Source organism: Burkholderia ubonensis (genome assembly GCF_001718695.1).
GTDB lineage: Bacteria > Pseudomonadota > Gammaproteobacteria > Burkholderiales > Burkholderiaceae > Burkholderia > Burkholderia ubonensis_B.
Map to the genome: position 1 here is coordinate 2,237,341 of NZ_CP013420.1, position 20,237 is coordinate 2,257,577.

The 20,237-nt window shown below is 69.5% G+C and carries 19 protein-coding genes, 1 tRNA gene and 3 pseudogenes; 10 read left to right on the top strand and 13 right to left on the bottom strand.

Annotated features, from left to right (window positions below; all coding sequences use genetic code 11):
• Positions 1 to 129 precede the first annotated feature (129 nt).
• From WJ35_RS29880 to WJ35_RS10295, 4 genes and pseudogenes are all read right to left on the bottom strand, one after another.
• Positions 130 to 339 (bottom strand): annotated as a pseudogene (locus WJ35_RS29880) (LysR family transcriptional regulator); the annotation flags it as partial.
• A 217-nt stretch (positions 340 to 556) separates the two neighbouring features.
• Entirely contained in the window at positions 557 to 1,198 is a 642-nt protein-coding gene (locus WJ35_RS10285; protein ID WP_060234781.1) for a LysE family translocator, read from the bottom strand.
• A gap of 67 nt (positions 1,199 to 1,265) precedes the next feature.
• On the bottom strand, positions 1,266 to 2,135 hold the full coding sequence (locus WJ35_RS10290) for an NAD(P)-dependent oxidoreductase (RefSeq protein WP_060234780.1): 870 nt from the start codon (positions 2,133 to 2,135) through the stop codon (positions 1,266 to 1,268).
• Between the two features lie 230 nt (positions 2,136 to 2,365).
• Positions 2,366 to 2,599, bottom strand: coding sequence for a hypothetical protein (locus WJ35_RS10295; RefSeq protein WP_069239112.1), 234 nt, complete (start codon positions 2,597 to 2,599; stop codon positions 2,366 to 2,368).
• Between the two features lie 367 nt (positions 2,600 to 2,966).
• Here WJ35_RS10295 and WJ35_RS10300 point away from each other — a divergent pair, with 367 nt between their 5' ends.
• The 4 genes from WJ35_RS10300 to WJ35_RS10315 are packed head-to-tail and all read left to right on the top strand — an operon-like array spanning position 2,967 to position 7,232.
• Positions 2,967 to 4,172: an efflux RND transporter periplasmic adaptor subunit gene (locus tag WJ35_RS10300; RefSeq protein ID WP_069239113.1), complete on the top strand. Its 1,206-nt coding sequence runs from the start codon at positions 2,967 to 2,969 to the stop codon at positions 4,170 to 4,172.
• A 10-nt stretch (positions 4,173 to 4,182) separates the two neighbouring features.
• Positions 4,183 to 4,881 carry an ABC transporter ATP-binding protein gene (locus WJ35_RS10305; RefSeq protein ID WP_069239424.1) on the top strand — a complete coding sequence of 233 codons (699 nt, stop codon included), beginning with the start codon at positions 4,183 to 4,185 and terminating at the stop codon, positions 4,879 to 4,881.
• Between the two features lie 21 nt (positions 4,882 to 4,902).
• On the top strand, positions 4,903 to 6,057 hold the full coding sequence (locus WJ35_RS10310; protein ID WP_060234778.1) for an ABC transporter permease: 1,155 nt from the start codon (positions 4,903 to 4,905) through the stop codon (positions 6,055 to 6,057).
• A gap of 8 nt (positions 6,058 to 6,065) precedes the next feature.
• The gene (locus WJ35_RS10315; RefSeq protein WP_010094498.1) at positions 6,066 to 7,232 is read left to right on the top strand and encodes an ABC transporter permease; all 1,167 of its coding nucleotides are present in this window, start codon (positions 6,066 to 6,068) and stop codon (positions 7,230 to 7,232) included.
• A 24-nt stretch (positions 7,233 to 7,256) separates the two neighbouring features.
• Here the strand turns inward: WJ35_RS10315 and WJ35_RS10320 are convergent.
• Together WJ35_RS10320 and WJ35_RS10325 are read right to left on the bottom strand one after the other, a co-directional pair.
• Positions 7,257 to 8,592, bottom strand: a pseudogene (locus tag WJ35_RS10320) (carotenoid oxygenase family protein).
• Between the two features lie 16 nt (positions 8,593 to 8,608).
• Positions 8,609 to 9,238, bottom strand: a complete 630-nt coding sequence (locus tag WJ35_RS10325) for a DUF2239 family protein (RefSeq protein ID WP_069239114.1) — start codon at positions 9,236 to 9,238, stop codon at positions 8,609 to 8,611.
• Between the two features lie 249 nt (positions 9,239 to 9,487).
• Here WJ35_RS10325 and WJ35_RS10330 point away from each other — a divergent pair.
• Together WJ35_RS10330 and WJ35_RS10335 are read left to right on the top strand one after the other, a co-directional pair.
• Positions 9,488 to 10,832 (top strand): annotated as a pseudogene (locus tag WJ35_RS10330) (MFS transporter).
• Positions 10,833 to 10,888: 56 nt separating this feature from the next.
• Positions 10,889 to 12,319, top strand: a complete 1,431-nt coding sequence (locus tag WJ35_RS10335; RefSeq protein WP_069239425.1) for an enolase C-terminal domain-like protein — start codon at positions 10,889 to 10,891, stop codon at positions 12,317 to 12,319.
• Positions 12,320 to 12,398: 79 nt separating this feature from the next.
• On the opposite strand, the gene WJ35_RS10340 is transcribed toward WJ35_RS10335, so the two are convergent.
• The 5 genes from WJ35_RS10340 to WJ35_RS10360 form a co-directional block, all read right to left on the bottom strand.
• A tRNA-Ala gene (locus tag WJ35_RS10340) sits at positions 12,399 to 12,474 on the bottom strand.
• Positions 12,475 to 12,525: 51 nt separating this feature from the next.
• Complete coding sequence (locus WJ35_RS10345; RefSeq protein WP_060234774.1) at positions 12,526 to 12,870, bottom strand: c-type cytochrome; 345 nt, start codon at positions 12,868 to 12,870, stop codon at positions 12,526 to 12,528.
• On the bottom strand, positions 12,867 to 13,655 hold the full coding sequence (locus tag WJ35_RS10350; protein WP_059530568.1) for a BON domain-containing protein: 789 nt from the start codon (positions 13,653 to 13,655) through the stop codon (positions 12,867 to 12,869). Before WJ35_RS10350 ends, WJ35_RS10345 begins: the two co-directional genes overlap by 4 nt.
• A 17-nt stretch (positions 13,656 to 13,672) precedes the next feature.
• A complete protein-coding gene (locus WJ35_RS10355) occupies positions 13,673 to 14,257 on the bottom strand; it encodes an SIS domain-containing protein (RefSeq protein ID WP_010092979.1) in 585 nt (194 codons plus the stop codon).
• Positions 14,258 to 14,383: 126 nt separating this feature from the next.
• Entirely contained in the window at positions 14,384 to 14,833 is a 450-nt protein-coding gene (locus tag WJ35_RS10360; protein ID WP_415874006.1) for a YraN family protein, read from the bottom strand.
• A 46-nt stretch (positions 14,834 to 14,879) separates the two neighbouring features.
• On the opposite strand from WJ35_RS10360, the gene rsmI reads away from it, so the two are divergent.
• A complete protein-coding gene (rsmI, locus tag WJ35_RS10365) occupies positions 14,880 to 15,758 on the top strand; it encodes a 16S rRNA (cytidine(1402)-2'-O)-methyltransferase (protein WP_060234772.1) in 879 nt (292 codons plus the stop codon).
• An 84-nt stretch (positions 15,759 to 15,842) separates the two neighbouring features.
• Here the strand turns inward: rsmI and WJ35_RS10370 are convergent, their stop codons facing one another.
• Entirely contained in the window at positions 15,843 to 16,454 is a 612-nt protein-coding gene (locus WJ35_RS10370; RefSeq protein WP_069239426.1) for a septal ring lytic transglycosylase RlpA family protein, read from the bottom strand.
• 643 nt (positions 16,455 to 17,097) lie between these two features.
• On the opposite strand from WJ35_RS10370, the gene WJ35_RS10375 reads away from it, so the two are divergent.
• The 3 genes from WJ35_RS10375 to WJ35_RS10385 all read left to right on the top strand — a co-directional run bounded on the left by WJ35_RS10375 (position 17,098) and on the right by WJ35_RS10385 (position 18,950).
• Positions 17,098 to 17,742, top strand: a complete 645-nt coding sequence (locus WJ35_RS10375; protein WP_042586800.1) for an MBL fold metallo-hydrolase — start codon at positions 17,098 to 17,100, stop codon at positions 17,740 to 17,742.
• On the top strand, positions 17,739 to 18,398 hold the full coding sequence (locus WJ35_RS10380) for a hypothetical protein (protein WP_060234771.1): 660 nt from the start codon (positions 17,739 to 17,741) through the stop codon (positions 18,396 to 18,398). Before WJ35_RS10375 ends, WJ35_RS10380 begins: the two co-directional genes overlap by 4 nt.
• Before the next feature lie 81 nt (positions 18,399 to 18,479).
• A complete protein-coding gene (locus tag WJ35_RS10385) occupies positions 18,480 to 18,950 on the top strand; it encodes an Lrp/AsnC family transcriptional regulator (RefSeq protein WP_006477376.1) in 471 nt (156 codons plus the stop codon).
• Between the two features lie 17 nt (positions 18,951 to 18,967).
• Here WJ35_RS10385 and WJ35_RS10390 read toward each other — a convergent pair whose 3' ends face one another.
• Positions 18,968 to 20,134, bottom strand: coding sequence for a cation diffusion facilitator family transporter (locus WJ35_RS10390; protein ID WP_060234770.1), 1,167 nt, complete (start codon positions 20,132 to 20,134; stop codon positions 18,968 to 18,970).
• Positions 20,135 to 20,237: the final 103 nt, after the last annotated feature.

Consider the following 20,237-nt stretch of genomic DNA (forward strand, 5'->3'; position numbering starts at 1 on the left):
CCCGCCTAAAAGGCGGGCTGAATCCATATCAGAGGAGACATGGAGGAGACAGGTGCAACTATAGCGAATCAATTTCTGCAATGCAACATTTCCGTCGAGAAAATCAGGACTTTCCCTCGAATGCTGGCTCTAAACAGCCATTGATCCTGACCCTACCTCGTTTTCCTGCGCCAGCACCTCGGCCAGCGCGTCCCGCAGCAGCGTGACCGGCCGCAGCAGGCGGCCCGGCAGCGCGCCGTGCACGAACCAGATGTTGATCCGCGTCTCCAGCCCGGCGGTGCGGACTACCTGCAGCCCATCGCGATGCGCGCTGCGCGCGAGCGCCGTCGGCGGCGCGCTCGGCGCGGCGCTCGCGGGCAGCGCGTGGGCGTGGGCCGGCTGGCCCGCGGTGTGCGGCGTCGCGCTGGCGTTCACCGGCGCCGCCGGCGCGTTCGGGCTCCTGGCCGAGCGCCGTCCCGGCACGGCGGCCGCGCCCGGCGCGCGCCCCTGAAAGACGAACGCCCCGCCCTCGGACGAGGACGGGGCGTGGGGCCGAAGCAGCCGGAAACCGCCGGAATCAGTGCCGCACCAGCGCCATCATCGCGCCGAAGCCGACGAACAGGCCGCCGGTCAGCCGGTTGAACGCCTTCGCGACGTTCTGGCTCTTCAGCGTCGCGCCGATTCGCGTGCCGAACAATGCATAGACGAGATACCAGCTCACCTCGATCACCGCGAACGTGGCGACCAGCACGCCGAACTGCGGCAGCGTCGGCTCGGACGCGTTGATGAACTGCGGCAGCAGCGCGGCGGCGAACAGGATCGCCTTCGGGTTGCTGCCCGCGACCAGAAAGCCGTTGCGGAACAGCGCCCAGCGCGATGCCGGCGCGGCCTGGCGGGCCACCGGCTCGACGTCGCCGCCCGGTGTGCCGGCATCGACGCGCGCGCGCCACGCCTTTACGCCGAGGTAGACCAGGTAGGCCGCGCCCGCATAGCGCAGCGCGTTGAACATCGCCGGCCACGCCTCGAGGAACACGCCGAGCCCGGCGGCCGACACCGACAGCATCAGCACCAGCGCGCTCAGGCAGCCGGCCATCGTCGCCGCCGAGCGCCGCAGGCCATGCCGCGCGCCGTGCGTCATCACGAGCAACATGTTCGGACCGGGAATCGCCGACACGACGAACACCGTCGCCACGAAAAGCCACCACGTATGCAAGCTCATTGCCGCCTCTGCGCGAAGGAAAAAAGACGATTATGCCGGCTGCGGCGCGGATTTGTCCCGCGCCGCCTCAGCGGCCCGCGCGGCGCGACGCGACCTCGCCGAGCACCGCGAAGTCCAGCTCGCCGCCGCCGTGCGCGAGCGCATCGAGCAGGTTGTCGCGCACGAGGCTCGCGACCGGCAGCGGCACCGACACCGCGTCGCCCGCCTCGAGCGCGAGCCGGACATCCTTCAGGCCGAGGCGGGCCTTGAAGCGCGCCGGCTCGTAGCGCCGCTCGGCGATCATCGCGCCGTAGCCTTCGTACACGGGCCCCGGGAACACGCTGTGGGTGATCACGTCGAGGAAATCACGCATCGCGACGCCGTGCCCGGCCAGCAACGCGGACGCCTCGCCGAGCGTCTCGATCGCCGACGCCAGCGTGAAATTCGCGGCGAGCTTCGCGACGTTCGCATGCTGCGGCAGCGAGCCGAGCCGCCAGGTCTTCTGGCCGATCACGTCGAACAGCGGCTGCACCCGGTCGATCGCTTCCGCCGGGCCGGCCGCCATGATCGTCAGGCGCGCCGCCGCCGCGACGTCCGGCCGCCCCATCACGGGCGCCGCGACATAGTCGAGGCCGCGCGACGCATGCGCGTGCGCGAGCGACTCGGCGAGCGCGACGGAAATCGTCGCCATGTTGACGTGGATCAGGCCGCGCGGCGCCTGCGCGAGCAGCGCGTCGTCGAAGACGCCGCGCGCGGCGGCATCGTCGGCGAGCATCGAGAACACGGCGTCGCCGCGGAACGCGTCGGCCGGCGTGCCGACCGCCTGCGCGCCGAGCGCGACGAGCGGCTCGGTCCGCTCGCGCGAACGGTTCCAGACCCGCACCTGATGCCCCGCCTTCAGCAGGTTCGTCGCGATCGCCTGCCCCATTTCGCCCAGCCCGATAAATCCGAGATCCATCGCACGCTCCTTCGACAAGTGAAGCCGCGAGTTAAACACAGATGCCGGCAGTCTGCAGCGCCTGCGGCCGGCCATGCGCGGTGCGATGCCGACCGCATCGACTCGGCGGGCGCATCGGGTTCCGAGGCTCGGAGGCGTCGAACGCCCGAAAAAACAAAACCCCGCATGCCGGAAAGCGTGCGGGGTCTTGCGACGGGGCGGCCGGTCGCGCCGGCCGCGGCGAAGCGTGCTTAGTTCTGCGAGCCTGCGTCGTCCGTGCCGGCGGCCGATGCCGCCGCGGCCTTCGCCTTGCCCTTCGCCGAGCCGTGCTGCTTCAGCTGGTGCTTCGGCTTGGTGTGGTCCTTCTTCATCGGCGCCGATGCGGCGGCCGGCGCTTCGGCAGCCGGCGCCGAAGCCTGTGCGAATGCCGAAACCGATGCGAGTGCGAATGCCGCGGTCATGATCGAAGCGAGCGTCTTCTTCATCGTTCTTCCTCTGTCAGGGAAAAAATCAAGCGAACCGGTATGAAAAGATGCGAGGCATCCGCATCGGAACATCAGTCGCGCCGGGGTTGCCGGTCGCGGCCGGGCGGAGCGGCGTTGGCCTTTCCGTCACGGCAAATACTGACGCACTGGCTCCATAACGCACCGCCGGCGCGGCCAGTTGACACGCAGCTTGCATCCTCCGGGTTTCCACCGAGCACTGCGACGCAGGGCCGCGGCGGCGCCGCCCCCGCACGCGCCGAACCGCCCCTTCCGCCCGTCGCGGCGACGCTATACTGGCCTCCTTCCGACTGAACGGCGCGCGGCCCGTCGCGAGACCGGAGACCGCCGCCGTCGCGAGGCGACCCAATTGCCCGATCACAATCTGGACAGGCTGAAAATCGACCGGCGTCCGCTCGCACCCGCGCCGCGCCGGCGCCGCTGGGTCCGCTACGCGGCGGCCGCCGCGCTCGTTGCCGCGGCGATTGCGGCGGCGCTCGTGCTGACCGGCCGGCAGACGGTCGAGACGACGACCGTGACCTCCGCCTATCCGTTCCAGAACGACACGCTGCTCAACGCGACCGGCTACGTCGTGCCGCAGCGCAAGGCCGCGGTCGCGTCGAAGGCCCAGGGCCGCGTCGAATGGCTCGGCGTGCTCGAAGGCACGCGGGTGAAGGAAGGCGAAGTGATCGCGCGCCTCGAGAGCCGCGACGTCGCGGCCGCGCTCGGGCAGGCGCGCGCGCAGGTGCTGGTGTCGCGCGCCAATCTCGGCGTCGCGCAGGCCGAGTTGAAGGACGCCGAAATCGCGCTGCGGCGCACCGCCGTGCTTGCGCCGAAGGGCGCCGTGCCCGCCGCGCAGCTCGACATCGACACGGCGCGCGTGAACAAGGCACGCGCGACGCTCGGCAGCGATCAGTCTGCGATCGCGTCGGCCGAGGCCAACGCGCAGGCCGCGCAGGTCGCGGTCGACCAGACCGCGATCCGCGCGCCGTTCGACGGCGTCGTGCTCGAAAAGCACGCGAACGTCGGCGACAACATCACGCCGTTCTCGTCCGCGTCGGACAGCAAGGGCGCGGTCGTGACGATCGCCGACATGGCCACGCTCGAGGTCGAGGCGGACGTCGCGGAATCGAACATCGCGCGGATTCGCGTCGACCAGCCGTGCGAGATCCTGCTCGATGCGCTGCCGGACCAGCGCTTCGCCGGCCGCGTGTCGCGCATCGTGCCGACGGTGGACCGCTCGAAGGCGACCGTGCTGGTCAAGGTGCGCTTCGTCGAGCGCGACGAGCGCGTGCTGCCGGACATGAGCGCGAAGATCGCGTTCCTGTCGAAGCCCGTGTCGGCGCAGGACAAGCAGCCCGTGACGGCGGTGCAGGCCGGCGCGGTCGCCGAGCGCGACGGCCGCAAGGTGGTGTTCGTCGTGAAGGACGACGCCGTGCGCGAGACCGCCGTGACGACCGGCGCGCGGATCGGCGAACTCGTCGCGATCCGCGGCGTGCGCCCGGGCGACACGCTCGTGCTGGCGCCGGGCGCGAAGCTCAAGGACGGCGCGAAGGTGACCGTCGCGAAGAAATAGCGTGGCGCACGTGAACGACGCATCGCCGCCGCTCGTCGAGATCAGCCACGTCGCGAAGTCGTACCGGCGCGGGGTGCAGACCGTGCCGGTGCTGACCGACATCACGCTCGACATCGGCGAAGGCGATTTCGTCGCGCTGATGGGGCCGTCGGGCTCCGGCAAGAGCACGCTGCTCAACCTGGTCGCCGGCATCGACCGGCCCGACAGCGGCGAGCTGCGGGTCGGCGGCCTCGACATCACGCGGCTGGCGGAAGCGGCGCTGGCCGACTGGCGCGCCGCCCACGTCGGCTTCATCTTCCAGTTCTACAACCTGATGCCGGTGCTCACCGCGTTCGAGAACGTCGAGCTGCCGCTGATGCTCACGCGCCTGCCGCGCCGCGAGCGGCGCGAGCGCGTCGAGCTGGTGCTGGACATGGTGAGCCTCGCGAACCGGATGGACCATTACCCGTCGGAGCTGTCCGGCGGCCAGCAGCAGCGCGTCGCGATCGCGCGCGCGCTGATCACCGATCCCGCGCTGATCGTCGCCGACGAGCCGACCGGCGATCTCGACCGCGCATCCGCCACCGACGTGCTGGCGCTGATGCAGCGCCTGAACGCCGAGCTCGGCAAGACCATCATCATGGTGACCCACGACGCGCACGCGGCCGGCGCGGCGAAGGCGCTCGTGCATCTGGAAAAAGGGGAGCTGACCAATGGCCGGGCCCGCTGAGCGCGCTCGCGGAGTCGCACGATGTACGTGCTGAAGCTGATCGTGCGCAACGCGCTGCGGCACAAGCTGCGCACGCTGCTGACCGTGTTCGGCCTGACCGTCGCGGTGCTGGCGTACGGCCTGCTGCACACGGTCGTCGACGCGTGGTACGCGGGCGCCGCCGCGGCGTCCAACGCGCGGCTCGTCACGCGCAACGCGATCTCGCTCGTGTTTCCGCTGCCGGTGAGCTACGAGAGCCGGATACGCGGCGTCGACGGCGTGACGATGGTCGCCCGCTCGAACTGGTTCGGCGGCATCTACCGGGAGCCGAAGAACTTCTTCGCGCAGTTCGCCGTGTCGGACAACTATCTCGACCTGTATCCGGAGTTCATCCTGAGCGCGCAGCAGCGCGCCGACTACCAGCGCGACCGCAAGGGCTGCCTGATCGGGCGGCAGCTCGCGAACCAGTTCGGCTTCAAGGTCGGCGACGTGATCCCGATCAAGGGCACGATCTACCCCGGCACCTGGGAGTTCGTCGTGCGCGGCATCCTGGACGGGCGGGACGAATCGACGATCACGCGGCAGCTGATCTTCCACTGGGACTACCTGAACGAGCGGGTGCGCAAGACGACGCCGCGGCAGGCCGACCAGGTCGGCGTGTACGTGTTCGGGATCGCCGACCCGGACGATGCCGCCGCGATCTCCCGCAACGTCGACGCCGTGTTCAAGAACTCGCTCGCCGAGACCCTCACCGAAACCGAGCAGGCGTTCCAGCTCGGCTTCGTCGCGATGTCGAACCAGATCATCGCGGCGATCCGCGTGGTGTCCTACGTGGTGATCGTGATCATCATGGCCGTGATGGCCAATGCGATGGCGATGAGCGCGCGCGAGCGCACGACCGAATACGCGACGCTCAAGGCGCTCGGCTTCGGCCCCGGGTTCCTCGCGCTGCTCGTGTTCGGCGAATCGCTGGTGATCGCCGCGATCGGCGGCAGCCTCGGCATGCTCGCGATGCCGCCGGCGGCGCACCTGTTCAAGCAGGCGACAGGCGGCGTGTTCCCCGTGTTCAACGTGTCCGCGCAGACGATCGCGCTGCAGGCCGCCTGCTCGCTCGCGGTCGGCGTCGCGGCTGCGCTCGTGCCGGCGTGGCACGCGGCGCGGGTGCGCGTCGTCGAAGGCCTGCGGGCGATCGGCTAGGCGGCGCGATGGCCATTCCGCTCGCCTACGTCGCGCGCAACCTGTGGGCCCGCCGGCTGACCACCGTGCTCACCGCGGGCGGGATGGCGCTCGTCGTGTTCGTGTTCGCGACCGTGCTGATGCTCGACGCGGGCCTCACGAAGACGCTCGTGTCGACCGGCGAGCCCGGCAACGTCGTGGTGATCCGCAAGGGCGCGGAAACCGAGGTGCAGAGCGCGATCGACCACAAGCAGGCCAACGTCATCGAGATGCATCCGTCGGTCGCGCTCGGCGCCGACGGCCGGCCGCTGGCGTCGAAGGAGGCGGTGGTGCTCATCTCGCTCGCGAAGGCCGCGACCGGCAAACCGTCGAACGTGGTGATCCGCGGCGTGTCGCCGGCGGGGATCGGGCTGCGCCCCCGCGTGCGGCTCGCGGCCGGGCGCATGTTCAACGCCGGATCGTCCGAGATCGTCGTCGGCAGCGCGATCGCGAAAGGCTTCAGCGGCACGCGGATCGGCGACCGGCTGCGCTTCGCGCAGCGCGACTGGACCGTCGTCGGCCACTTCGACGCCGGCGGCAGCGGCTTCGATTCGGAGATCTGGGGCGACGTCGACCAGCTGATGCAGTCGTTCCGGCGCACCGGCTACTCGTCGATGATCGTGCGCATCGCGCAGGCCGATGCGTTCGCGCGCTTCAAGGCGGACATCGACGTCGATCCGCGGCTCGCCGACGAAGCCAAGCGCGAGCAGGCGTTCTACGGCGACCAGTCGCGGGCGCTGTCGACCTTCATCAACATCCTCGGCATCACGCTGTCGTCGATCTTCTCGATCGCGGCGATGATCGGCGCGATGATCACGATGTACGCGTCGGTGGCCAATCGGGTCGCGGAAATCGGCACGTTGCGCGCGCTCGGCTTCAAGCGCGCGAACGTGCTCGCCGCGTTCCTGCTCGAGGCGCTGCTGCTCGGCCTCGTCGGCGGCGTCGCCGGGCTGGGCTGCGCGGCGCTGATGCAGTTCGCGTCGTTCTCGACGACGAATTTCCAGACCTTCTCGGACCTGTCGTTCCGCTTCGTGCTCACCCCGGCCATCGTCGTGAAGACGCTGCTGTTCTCGCTGGCGATGGGGCTGATCGGCGGCTTCCTGCCGGCGATGCGCGCCGCGCGGATGAATATCGTCGACGCGCTGCGGGCGCGGTGACGCGCGCGCCTGCGGCGTCACGCTTCAACGCTCGCGCGGCAGCCATGCGCCGTGGAATCCGGCCGGCACGCGGCGCGGCAGGTGGACGGTCGCGACCGGCAGCGCGTCGATCGCGCTCGCATCGAGAATCACGACGTCGCTCGTGTCGGTCGCCGCGCGGTAGACCACGACCAGCAGCCAGCCGTCGTCCTCGGCGCTGCGGCCCGGACGCGGCACGAACACCGGCTCGCTGTTCTGGTCGCCCACCGGCAGCGCGTAACGCGTGCTCGTGCCGCGCACGTGGTCGTAGCGCACGACGCCGCGCATCTCGGCGCTGTCGGGCTGCTCGGCCGCATACAGATAGCGGTAGCTGCGCCCCGTGCGGCTTTCGTCGATGCGCGGCAGCTCGATGCCGCCGTCGGCGAGCGGCCCTTCGTCGATCAGCCCGTTCGCGGTATCGATCACGTAGCGCCACAGCACGCCCACCGGGTTGTCCGCAAAGCGGCCGGTGCGCGCGTCGAGCCGCAGGAACCACGGGTATCGCACCGCATCGAGCACGATCGTCGCATCGTCCCTGTCATACGCGTTCACGACGTGCTGGATGAAGCATGGCGCGATGTCGAACCAGCGCACCACGCCGCCGTGACGCGGGATCACGCCGAGACGCGCGCGGCGCTCGTCGTGCCAGCGCAGCGGCATCCGGTGCCCGCGCGACAGCATCGAGAAGTCGTAGCCGACATTGAGGTCGAGCAGGATGCTGTGGGTCGCGGTGATCGCCATGTCGTGCATCATCGACGGCGCCGGCACGTCGACGACCATGTCGACGCGCTGCACGCCGTACGCGTCCGCGACGCCGTAACGCAGCCACGGTTCGCGCCAGTCCGCGCGGAACAGGATCAGCTCGCCCGTCACCGGATCGAGCTTCGGATGCGCGGTCATCGCGCCGCCCAACCCCGCGTGCCGGGCCGGCTCGCCCAACGTGTCGAGTGCGGCCGTGATCGCGAGCGGCGCACCGCCTTCGGCCAGCGCCAGCAGTTCCCCCGCGTGCCGCAGCACGTTCACGCTCGGATTGGCGTCGGGCAGATGCGGCGCCTGCTCGGGCGCATGCACGCGCGCCCAGCGCTGCGTGCGCAGCCAGCGGTTGCAGTAGCCGGTCGCACGGCCGCGCTCGAACGAGATCGCGTGCAGCATCGCGGATTCCGGCCACCACGACAGCACGTCGTTGCCGGCGAAACGGCCTGCGGCTCAGCGGATTCGGGCCGTTGCGCAGCAACGTGCCGTCGAGTTCGGGCGGGATCGCGCCGGTCACGCGCAGGTCGACGAGATCGGCTTCGTCGGCCACCGGCGCGAGCGCGCCGCGGTTCAGGTCGAAAGTCGGCATCGTATGGTGCCCCGGTTCAGCCTTCGTCGGCCGACGGCGGCAGATCGCCGCGCGCCAGCGCGAGCGCATGAGCGCTCACATCGGCCGGCCAGCCGGCGATCAGTTCGCCCATCCGGGCGTGATCGTTCGCGTAAAGCGCGCGGGTCGCCTCCTCGAAGCCCGCCAGATCGCCCCCGATCGCCGACATGAAGTGGTACGCGCGCGCCTGCGCATCGCGCCGCCGATCGGCCGCCGCATGGGTGCGCCGCGCGTCCTCGACGAGCTTGCGCAGCGCGACCGACGCGCCGCCCGGTTGCGCGCCCAGCCAGTCCCAATGGCGCGGCAGCAGCGTGACCTCCCGCGCCACCACGCCGAGCTTCGGCCGGCCGCGGCCGCGTTGTTCGCCCGCGCCCGGCTCGCCGGCTTCGGACGCTGCCCGCGCCTCGGCTGGCGCCGCTGCGTAGCGCGCGCGGACGTCGTCCGCCGTGCCGCGCAGGTCGAGATCGATCGTGCGGCCGGTCGCATCGTCGAAGATCGCGATCGGGCCGCTCGCAGCGTCGTCGGCCGCGCGCCGGACCGCCAGCGCGACCGTCTCCAGCGCCCCGGAGGCGAGGCGCCGATGACCGTCGAACGCGGTGTAGGAAGGAACGAACAGGGAAAGCGTCATCGTGGCCGCCTTGCAGTGGAAATTGGAATGCCGCTATTTTTATCCGGGTATAAACAGACTGTCAATATCATCCGGGTAAAAAAGAATGCGCGTGGTTCTGTCGATTGATTCAAGTTCTGAATCAATCAAGTCAGCAATTGGCATGAAAACGTGAATTCCCCCGTGCCAGAATGGCCAGACGTCATATGACGAAGCGCGCATTCGACGCGCAGTAGCCCCGGCACGTTCCGCCTCTCGGAGGAGACAGATATGAATCCGCTCCACGCGTTGCCGGCGTCCGCGTCGGCGACGGTCGCGCGCACCCGCGTGCGCTGGCTCGTGCTGGCCGCGCTGTTCGCGGTCACGACGATCAACTACGCGGACCGCGCCGCGATCTCGATCGCGGGCCCGAGCCTCGCCCGCGCCCTGCACCTGAGCCACGTGCAGATCGGCTTCATCTTCTCCGCGTTCGGCTGGTCGTACGTGATTGCGCAATTGCCGGGCGGCTGGCTGCTCGACCGCTACGGGTCGCGCATCGTCTACGCGTTCAGCATCTTCTTCTGGTCGCTGTTCACGCTGCTGCAAGGCGCGATCGGCTTCTTCGGCGGCGCCGCCGCATTCGCGCTGCTGTTCGGGCTGCGCTTTCTGGTCGGCGCGGCCGAGGCGCCGTCGTTCCCGGCCAACAGCCGGATCGTCTCCGCGTGGTTCCCGGCGCCTGAGCGCGGCACCGCGTCGGCGATCTTCAACGCGGCGCAGTATGCGGCGACCGTCGTGTTCGCGCCGCTGATGGGCTGGCTCGTGCACGCGTTCGGCTGGCAGTCGGTGTTCGCGGTGATGGGCGTGCTCGGCTTCGCGTTCGTCGCGGTGTGGAACCGCATCGTGTACGACCCGAAGGACCACCCGCGCATCAACCGCGCCGAACTCGACTATCTCGCCGACGGCGGCGCGCTCGTCAACATCGACCAGGCAACCGGCCGGCGCACGCGACGGCGGCCCGCAGCTGCGCCACGTGAAGGCGCTGCTGAGAAGCCGGATGCTGATCGGCATCTACGTCGCGCAGTACTGCATCAACGCGCTGACCTATTTCTTCATCACGTGGTTTCCCGTCTACCTGGTGCAGGCGCGCGGCATGTCGATCCTCAACGCCGGGCTCGTCGCGTCGATCCCGGCCGTGTGCGGGTTCCTCGGCGGCATCCTCGGCGGCGTCGTGTCCGATGCGCTGCTGAAGCACGGCGCGTCGCTGTCGGCCGCGCGCAAGGTGCCGATCGTCATCGGCATGCTGCTGTCGATGTCGATGATCGTCTGCAACTACACCGAATCGCATGTGCTCGTCGTGCTGTTCATGGCGCTGTCGTTCTTCGGCAAGGGGCTCGGCGCGCTCGGCTGGGCCGTCAACGCCGACACGGCGCCGCGCCAGATCGCCGGCCTGAGCGGCGCGCTGCTCAACACCTGCGGCAACCTGTCGAGCATCACGACGCCGATCGCGATCGGCTACATCGTCGAGCGCAGCGGCTCGTTCAACGGCGCGCTCGTCTACGTCGTCGCGCATGCGCTCGTCGCGGTGATCTGTTACGTGTTCGTCGTCGGCGAGATCCGCCGCGTCGAGCTGGAATGAACGACGCGGGCTCGCGCCGGCGCGCCCGGCCGCCCGCGCCAACCAGGAGCGAAGCGATGTCCGAACCCCGCAGCGCCGGCCCGACGCCGGGCACCCCGCTGGTGACGCGCATGCAGGTGATCCCGGTCGCCGGGCGCGACAGCATGCTGCTGAACCTGTGCGGCGCGCACGCGCCGTTCTTCACCCGCAACCTCGTGATCCTCGCCGACAGCAGCGGACGGACCGGCGTCGGCGAAGTGCCGGGCGGCGAAGGGATCCGCCAGGCACTCGAGCGCATGACCGGTCTCGTGGTCGGCCAGCCGATCGGGCGCTACCCGGCGACGCTCAACGCGGTGCGCGCGGCAATGTCCGGCGGCGCCGCCGGCGCCGCCGCGGGCCCGGCGGCCGGCCGCGCGATCCGGCACGAGGTGACGTCGGCCGGCGAGGCCGCCGTGCTGCGGCAGCCCCACGAGATCAACCTGAGGCTGGACAACGTGATCACCGCGATCGAGGCCGCGCTGCTCGACCTGCTCGGCCAGTGCCTCGACGTCCCCGTCGCGGCGCTGCTCGGCGAAGGCCAGCAGCGCGACGCGGTGCCGATGCTCGCGTACCTGTTCTACGTCGGCGACCGTCGCCGCACGGATCTGCCGTATCGCGACGAAGCGCACGCGCCGGCTCCGTGGTTCCGGCTGCGCAATGAAGCGGCGCTCACGCCGGCCGCGATCGCGCGGCAGGCCGAGGCGGCGGTCGAGCGCTACGGCTTCGCCGATTTCAAGCTGAAGGGCGGCGTGATGGCGGGCGCGGACGAGATGGAGGCGATTGCCGCGATCAAGTCGCGCTTTCCCGATTCGCGTGTGACGCTCGACCCGAACGGCGCGTGGTCGCTCGACGAAGCGATCGCGCTGTGCCGCGGGCAGGGCCGCCTGCTCGCGTATGCGGAAGACCCTTGCGGCCCGGAAGCCGGGTATTCGGGACGCGAGGTGATGGCCGAGTTCCGCCGCGCGACCGGCATTCCGACCGCGACCAACATGATCGCGACCGACTGGCGGCAGATGGATCACGCGATCCGCCTGCAGGCGGTCGACATCCCGCTCGCCGATCCGCACTTCTGGACGATGCGGGGCTCGGTGCGGCTCGCGCAGCTGTGCCGCGACTGGGGGCTCACGTGGGGCTCGCACTCGAACAATCACTTCGACGTGTCGCTCGCGATGTTCACGCATGCGGCCGCCGCCGCGCCGGGCGCGATCACCGCGATCGACACGCACTGGATCTGGCAGGAAGGCGATGCGCGGCTCACGCGCGAGCCGCTCGCGATCGTCGGCGGCCAGGTGGCCGTGCCGCAGCGGCCGGGGCTCGGGATCGAGCTCGACATGGCGCAGGTGGAGGCCGCGCATGCGCTGTACCGGCAGGTCGGCGGCACGGCGCGCGACGATGCGGTCGCGATGCGCTGCCTCGTGCCGGGGTGGACTTATGATCCGAAAAGGCCGAGTTTTGCGCGGGGCGTCTGACGGCACGGGCAGCGGCGCGGCATCGAGCAGCGCACAACAAAAAGGGCTCGATCTTGCGATCGAGCCCTTCGGATTCTGTTGGTGGAGCGGAGGAGGATCGAACTCCCGACCTTCGCATTGCGAACGCGACGCTCTCCCAGCTGAGCTACCGCCCCAACAAGCGAACATCATACACACGCTTTCGCGCGCTTGGCAATAGTGTCAAATTACTTTGACGGCGCGCCTGCCAGCACCCATTCGACGACCGAACGGGCGTCGGCATCGCTCATGCGCGGATGCGCGGGCATCGGAATCGCGCCCCACACGCCGGAGCCGCCCTCCTTCACCTTCTTCGACAGCTTCGCGACCGCCTGCGGATCGCCCTTGTAGCGCGCCGCGATGTCCTTGAACGATGGGCCGACCAGCTTGCGGTCGACCGCGTGGCAGCCCATGCACGCATTGCCGCGCGCGACCTTGAGACCGTCGCCGACGTCCGCGTGCGCGATCGCGCCGAACGTGCCCGCCAGCAGCGCCGCAGCCGCGGCGCCTTGAATCCACTGCTTCGGCTTCATTGCGGCGCCGCCTTCGGATTGCCCGGATGAACGTTGGTCGAATTCGAGATCGGCGCGGGCGACTGCAGCGGCGTCGCCTGAACCGACGCGTCGGGCACCGCGCCGACCGTCGCGCCTTCAGCTGGAGCCGCCGCGGACGCGCCGCTCGCAGGGGCCGCCGCCTGCAGCGCCTGCGCGTCCTGCGGCTTGATGTACTGGAACACCTTCACGACCTTCTCGACGCCCGGCACCTGGCTCGCGACTTCCGCGCCGCGGTTGCCTTCGTCGACCGTGACGAGCCCCATCAGGTACAGGTTGCCGCGCTCGCTGACAACCTTGTAGTTGTTCGCGGAAAGATCCTTCGTCGCGATCAGCGCGGTCTTCACGCGCCCTTCGAGGTACGAGTCGTTCGCGCGATCCGACAGCGAGCTGGCCGGCCCGACCGCCAGCTCGTTGACGATGCCGTTCACGTTGTTGATGCCGCGCACGATTTCCTCGGCGCGCTGCTTCGACGCATCGTTCGGCACTTCGCCCGTCAGCAGCACGCGGCGGTTGAACACGGTTACGCCCACGTGCGACTGGTCCGGCAGGCCGTTGTTGATCTGCGTCGTCGCCTTGAGCTGGATCTCGCGGTCTTCCGTCTGCGCGCCGAGCGTGCGGCGGTCGGTCGCGATCAGCGCGCCGCCGCCTGCCGCGGCGCCCACCACCCCGAGCACGCAGCCCTGTAGCGACACGGCGAGACCGGCCGTCAGCGCGGCCAGCAGCGTGGTTCTGACGAGCGTCTGTTGGACGCGGCTTTTTTTCATCGACGGCTCTCCTTCGTTCAATCCTCACCCAGCAGCATCGCGTCGATGCCGTCGCACAGGCAGTGGATGGTCAGCAGATGGATTTCGTGAATGCGCGCCGCCCGGTCGGCCGGCACGCTGATCGGGATGTCGGTGTCGGACAGCGCGGCCGCCAGCGCAAGGCTGCTGCCGCCGGTGAGCGCGACCACCGTCATCTCGCGCTCGTGCGCCTCGTCGACGGCGGCCAGCACACGCGGCGACGCGCCGGTCGGGTCCAGCACGAGCAGGATGTCGCCGGTCTGCCCGAGCACGCGCACCTGCTGCGCAAACAGCTGATCCGGCGCCAGCGCGCCGGTCAGGCCGGCATGGGACGCGTCGGTGGCAAGCGCGATCGCCGGCAGGCCCGGGCGCTCGCGCTCGAAGCCGCCGACCAGCGACACGGCGAGGTAGCGGGCGGCGGCAGCCGACAGGCCGTCGCCGCATGCGACGATCTTGTTGCCGTTCGCCAGCGCGGCGAACATCGCGTCGACCGCGGCCGCGATCGGCAACGACAGCGCGTCGCCGGCTTCGGCGTGAAGCGCGGCGCTGTCGTGGAAATGTTGCTGAATACGTTCGACTGACATCGATTCCTGATCGGGTGCTATGCGTGATGGGGCATCGCGCGACATCGTGAGTGCGGCGAGTTTACCGTACTCCGCGGTCTCGCCCCGGAGGCCGGCAGAACTCTTTACATCTGGTCACAGCTCGCGTCACGTGTCGTCCGCGCGAAACGCGTCGCGCAGCCACACGAGCTGCGTTGCCTCGAACGCGACCACGTCGAAGCGGCACGGCGCGCCCGCGCCGTGCCTCACCCAGAAGCACTGGGCCGCCGCGACGAGCCGCATGCGCTTGCGCCAGCCGACGCTCGCCGCCGCGCCGCCGTGCCGGACGCTGCGCCGCGCGCGCACCTCGACGAACACCAGCGTGCCGTCCGGCTCGCGCATCACGAGATCGAGCTCGCCGCCGCGCATCGTCACGTTCGCCGCGACGAACGCGAGCCCGCGGCGCTCGAGGAACTGCCGCGCCCGCGCCTCGAACGCCGCGCCGACCGACTTGGATCGCGCCGCGCCGGAAAAGTTGTCCGTGCGCGCAGCCGGCTGCCCATCCGCACGCGACGGCGCGCGTCCGCCGCCCGATCCGGCCGGCGCCCCGTGGCACAATGCCGACCTTGTTCCGCTTGCGCCGCGACCGCGCGCGTTGCCCGCCATGACTGCCCTCCTCGAACTTGCGCACTCGCAGCACTACCCGAGCGCCGCGCTCTACATCGTCGCGACGCCGATCGGCAACACCGCCGACATCACGCTGCGCGCGCTCCACGTGCTCGGCCTCGCCGACCGCATCGCCGCCGAAGACACCCGCAACACCGGCCAGCTGCTCGCGCGCTACGGAATCTCGAAGCCGCTCGTCGCTGCGCACGAGCACAACGAACGCGAAGCCGCGCTGCGCGTGATCGAGCACCTGCGCGCGGGTGAACGCGTCGCGTATGTGTCGGACGCCGGCACGCCGGGCATCTCGGACCCCGGCGCGCGGCTCGTCGACGCGGTGCGCGCGGCCGGCTTCGCGGTGATTCCGCTGCCGGGCGCGAGCGCGGCCGTGACCGCGGTGAGCGTCGCCGGCGACTGGGCCGGCGCGTTCACGTTCGCGGGATTCCTGCCGCCGAAGGCGAAGCAGCGCGCCACCGCACTGCAGGCGCTCGCCGCGCATCCATACGCGCTCGTGTTCTACGAAGCGCCGCACCGGATCGTCGAGACGGTCGCCGCGCTCGCGGACGCGTTCGGCCCCGCGCGCCGGCTGCTGATCGCGCGCGAACTGACCAAGCTACACGAACAGCTGTTCCAGGGCACCCTGGCCGAAGGGCTGACGTGGCTCGAAGGGGACGCGAACCGGCAGCGCGGCGAGTTCGTGCTCGTCGTCGAAGGCGCGCCGGCCGACGAGGGCGCGGCCGACGACGCCGCGCACGACGCGCTGCTCAGGCTGCTGCTGGAAGAGGTGCCGGTGAAGAGCGCGGCCAGGCTCGCGGCCGCGCTGACGGGCGCGTCGCGCAACGCGCTGTATGCGCGCGCGCTCGTGCTGAAGGACGGTTGAGCGGCGGCGCCGCGGAAACGACAAAGGGCTGCCGATGGCAGCCCTTTGTCGTTTGGCCCGCTGGCGGCAGCGGGAGCCGTCGCGTTACTTGGTCGAGATCGACGCGAGCATTTCGTCGCGCGCTGCGCGCGCTTCCTGCGGCGACAGCCCTTCGATCTTCACACGCCCGGTGCCGGCGTGCACGAGGCCGATCAGCTTGGCGGCCGCGTACGACAGGTCGAGCACGCGACCACGCTTGAACGGCCCGCGGTCATTGACCTTCACGACGACCCACTTGCCGGTCGACGCGTTCGTCACCTTGATGTACGACGACAGCGGCAGCGTCCGGTGAGCGGCCGTGAACGCGTTCATGTTGAAGCGCTCGCCGTTCGCGGTGCGGCGGCCGTGGAAGCCCCTGCCGTACCACGACGCCCGGCCGGTCTGGCGGAAATCGGATACGTCGGCGCCGTCGATCGGCTGCGCATCGGCGAGCGACGCGCCCTTGGCTTCCTTGCTGTCGGCAGCCGGCATCGACGCCAGCGCCGAATCGAAATTCAGTTGCTGCTTGTCGTCGTCCGCCTTCGCGGCGGCAGCGGTCTTGTTGACCGCACCCTTCTGGTTGGCGCTGCCGGTGGTCTGGCTGGGCGGCACGGCACAGCCCGTCAGCGCGAAAAATACAGCCAAAGTTCCGAATCGGCTCGGAAATCGAAATTTCATCGACGTGTCGCCTTCTGGTTCGGGCCGCGTTTTCACAACATTGCTATGCGGCCCGGACGGCAAATGCGCGCAACGCCCCGCTCGACCACGAGCAGGCGGCTAGCATGGACGCGGCTATCGTACTCGCCGCAACCGTCCTGATTAGCTTTCACGTCTGGCGCAACCTGTCCCCGGCAGCCTGACCAGACCCCACATGCCGCCATCGAACATGGCTTTCACGTTCGCGCGCGTCGATACAGCCAACGCACAGGAACGGCGGCACAGGCCTCATCCGGCGGCGCGGCAGCAGGGCCGCAGCGGGCGCGCAGCACCCGGCCGGACAAGACGTGAGCACCGAACAGTCGGTGCTGGATTCACCGCCGGACTCCCCGGCGGCCGATGCTTGACGGTGAATCCGACGCCCCGTTTAACGGGGCCGAAACACCAGCGAACTGCGTGAAATTCACGCACAGTGGGCCGCATTATACATAAATCAAAACGCTGTCTCGAAAAGCGCCCCCGCCGGACCATTGATTCTCTCTATGGCCGTAACAATCGGGATGCTCGGGGAATGCCCGTAGAAGCGCGCCGCGCGGCGCGGCGCCACGCCCACATGCGGCGCGTGCGACCGGTACAATCGCTCCTTTTAGCCGCCGGTGCTTCCATGAAAGTCACGCTCATCCCGGTCACGCCGTTCCAGCAGAACTGCTCGCTGCTCGTCTGCGAGGCGACCGGCCGCGCCGCCGTCGTCGATCCCGGCGGCGATCTCGAACGGATCGAACAGGAAGTCGCCCGCCAGAACGTGCAGGTCGAGAAGGTGCTGCTCACGCACGGGCACATCGATCACTGCGCGGGCGCGAAGGCGCTCGCGACCCGCTACGGCGTGCCGATCGAAGGGCCGCAGGAGGACGAGCGCTTCTGGATCGAGAAGCTGCCGACGCAGAGCGAGCGCTTCGGCTTCCCGGCCGCGGACGCGTTCGAGCCCGACCGCTGGCTGAACGACGGCGACACCGTGCAGTTCGGCGACGAGACGCTCGAGGTCTACCACTGCCCGGGCCACACGCCGGGCCACGTCGTGTTCTTCAGCCGGCCGCACCGGCTCGCGATCGTCGGCGACGTGCTGTTCGCGGGCTCGATCGGCCGCACGGATTTCCCGCGCGGCAACCACGCCGACCTCGTCCGCTCGATCAAGGAGAAGCTGTGGCCGCTCGGCGACGACGTCACGTTCGTGCCCGGCCACGGCCCGGTGTCGACGTTCGGCGACGAGCGCCGCACGAATCCGTTCGTCTCGGACAAGGTGTTCGGATGAACCAGAAGGCGATTCAGGAAATCTACGTCAGCACCGACGTCGAGGCCGACGGCCCGATTCCCGGCCCGCACTCGATGCTGAGCTTCGCGTCGGCCGCGTACACCGAGGACAAGCAGCTGATCGCGACGTTTTCCGCGAACCTCGAGACGCTGCCCGGCGCGCAGCCGCATCCGGTGCAGGACGCGTGGTGGAAGACCCAGCCCGATGCGTGGGCCGCGTGCCGGCGCGACCTGCAGGCGCCGGAAGCGGCGCTCGTCGCCTACGTCGACTGGGTCGAGGCGCTGCCCGGCAAGCCGGTGTTCGTCGCGATGCCGGCCGGCTTCGATTTCACGTTCATGTTCTGGTACATGATGCGCTTCGCGGGCCGCTGCCCGTTCTCGTGGTCGGCGCTCGACATCAAGACGCTCGCGTTCGCGATGACGGGCCTGCCGTACCGCAAAGCGATCAAGCCGCGCTTCCCGAAGCACTGGTTCGACGATCATCCGCACACGCACGTCGCGCTCGACGACGCGATCGAGCAAGGCGCGCTGTTCTGCAACATGCTCGCCGACCTGCGCACGCAGCAGGCCGCGCTCGCCGCGCGCTCGGGCGCTGCCGACACGGCGGCCGACGACGGCCTGGCGGGACAAAATCCTACGGACCCGCGTGCAAATTAGCGAATCTCCCTCAGCGGCGGCGCATATCGGATTGCCTTTCCTTTCGCACCCCTCTAACATTCGGAGTGTTGTAGCTGCCGCATGGAGGCGCAGGTGACGCTCGATTCCTTTTCGCAAAAAATCCTTCGCCTGTTGCAGCTCGACGCGCGCCGTTCCGTCCAGGAAATCTCCGACCAGGTCGGCCTGTCGAGCACGCCGTGCTGGCGCCGCATCAAGGACATGGAGCAATCCGGCGTGATCCAGCGCTACACCGCGCTGCTCGATCGCGAAAAGCTCGGCCTGCACGTGTGTGCGCTCGCGCACGTGCACCTGACCCGTCACAACGAGGGCGGCGTCGAGCAGTTCGAGCGCGAGATCGCGACCTGCCCGGAAGTCACCGAGTGCTACAGCACGACCGGCGAAGCCGATTACATCCTCAAGATCGTCGCGCCCGACATCAAGGCGTACGACGTGTTCCTGCACGAGCGCATCTTCAAGATTCCGGCGGTGTCGCAGGTGCGCACGAGCGTCGTGCTGCGCGAGATCAAGTTCGATACGCAGCTGCCGCTCTAAGCGCGAACCGCTCCCCGTCATGGACGCTCCTGCACCGCCCGCGTGAAACTGATCCGGCGCGCGCCGAACTGCCGCGCCAGCGCGCCGACGTCGAGCCGTTCGGCAAGCGCCGCGTCGGCATCGGCGCTCGCGCGCGGATCGGCCGCGAGCGTCACGTCGATCTCGAGCCCCGTGCTCAGGTAGTGGAGATTCACCGTGTCGGCGCGCAGGCCGCGCCGCGCGAGCTCGGCCTCGAGCCGGGCCGCGATCTCGCCGCGCGGCGGCAGCGCGAGCGCCGGCCGGCGCGCCGCGTCGTTCTCCGGATCGACGTGGATCAGCGCGTCGAGCACGCGCCGGTCGGACAGCACGCGCGCGCGCGCGGTCTCCGCGATGTAATGCCCTTCCGATACGGAGATCATCGGGTCGACGAGGATATGCGCATCGACGAGCGCCGAGTCGCCCATCTTGCGCGTGCGCAGGTCGTGCACGTCGCGCACGCCGGGCGTGGCCGCGAGCAGCGCGCGAATCTCCGCGGTGTCGGTCTCGTCGAGCGCGCGGTCGGAGAGGTCCTGCAGCGCGTCATAGCCGAACGTCCAGCCCATCCGCGCGACCATGAAGCCGACGATCGCAGCGGCGATCGGGTCGAGCAGCCGCACGCCGGCAAGACTGCCGACGATGCCGATCGCGACCACGAGCGACGACGCGGCATCCGAGCGCGCATGCCATGCATTCGCGACGAGCATGGCCGAACGCACGCGCTGCGCCTCGCGCAGCATGTAGCGGAACAGCGCCTCCTTCGACACCAGCACGGTGACCGCGACGATCAGCGCACTGAAATGCACGGGCGGAATGTCCTCGAGATGCACGAGGCGATCGCCCGCGCGCCACAGCATGCCGATTCCCACCGCGATCAGAATCCCGCCGAGAAACAGCGACGCAACCGTCTCGTAACGGCTGTGCCCGTAATTGTGATCGGCGTCCGGCATTGCGCCACTGTGGCGATTCGCGACCAGGACGACAAAATCCGAGATCAAATCGGAGATTGAATGGATGCCATCGGCAATCAGCGCCTGCGAATGCGCAATCGTGCCGACTGCGATCTGAAACGTCGCCAGCACGACATTGAGCACGATACTGACCAGCGTGCTCTTGCGCGCAACCGCGTGCTTTTCTCCGCTATGCGCGTCGCCGGAAAAGGTGGACATGAAATATGAGATAACGGTTGAGATAGGTGATTCTATCAAACCAATCTCGCCGGGCATTCCGTTAACACGGATTTTTCCCGTTAAATCAGACGCTTATGCGAAC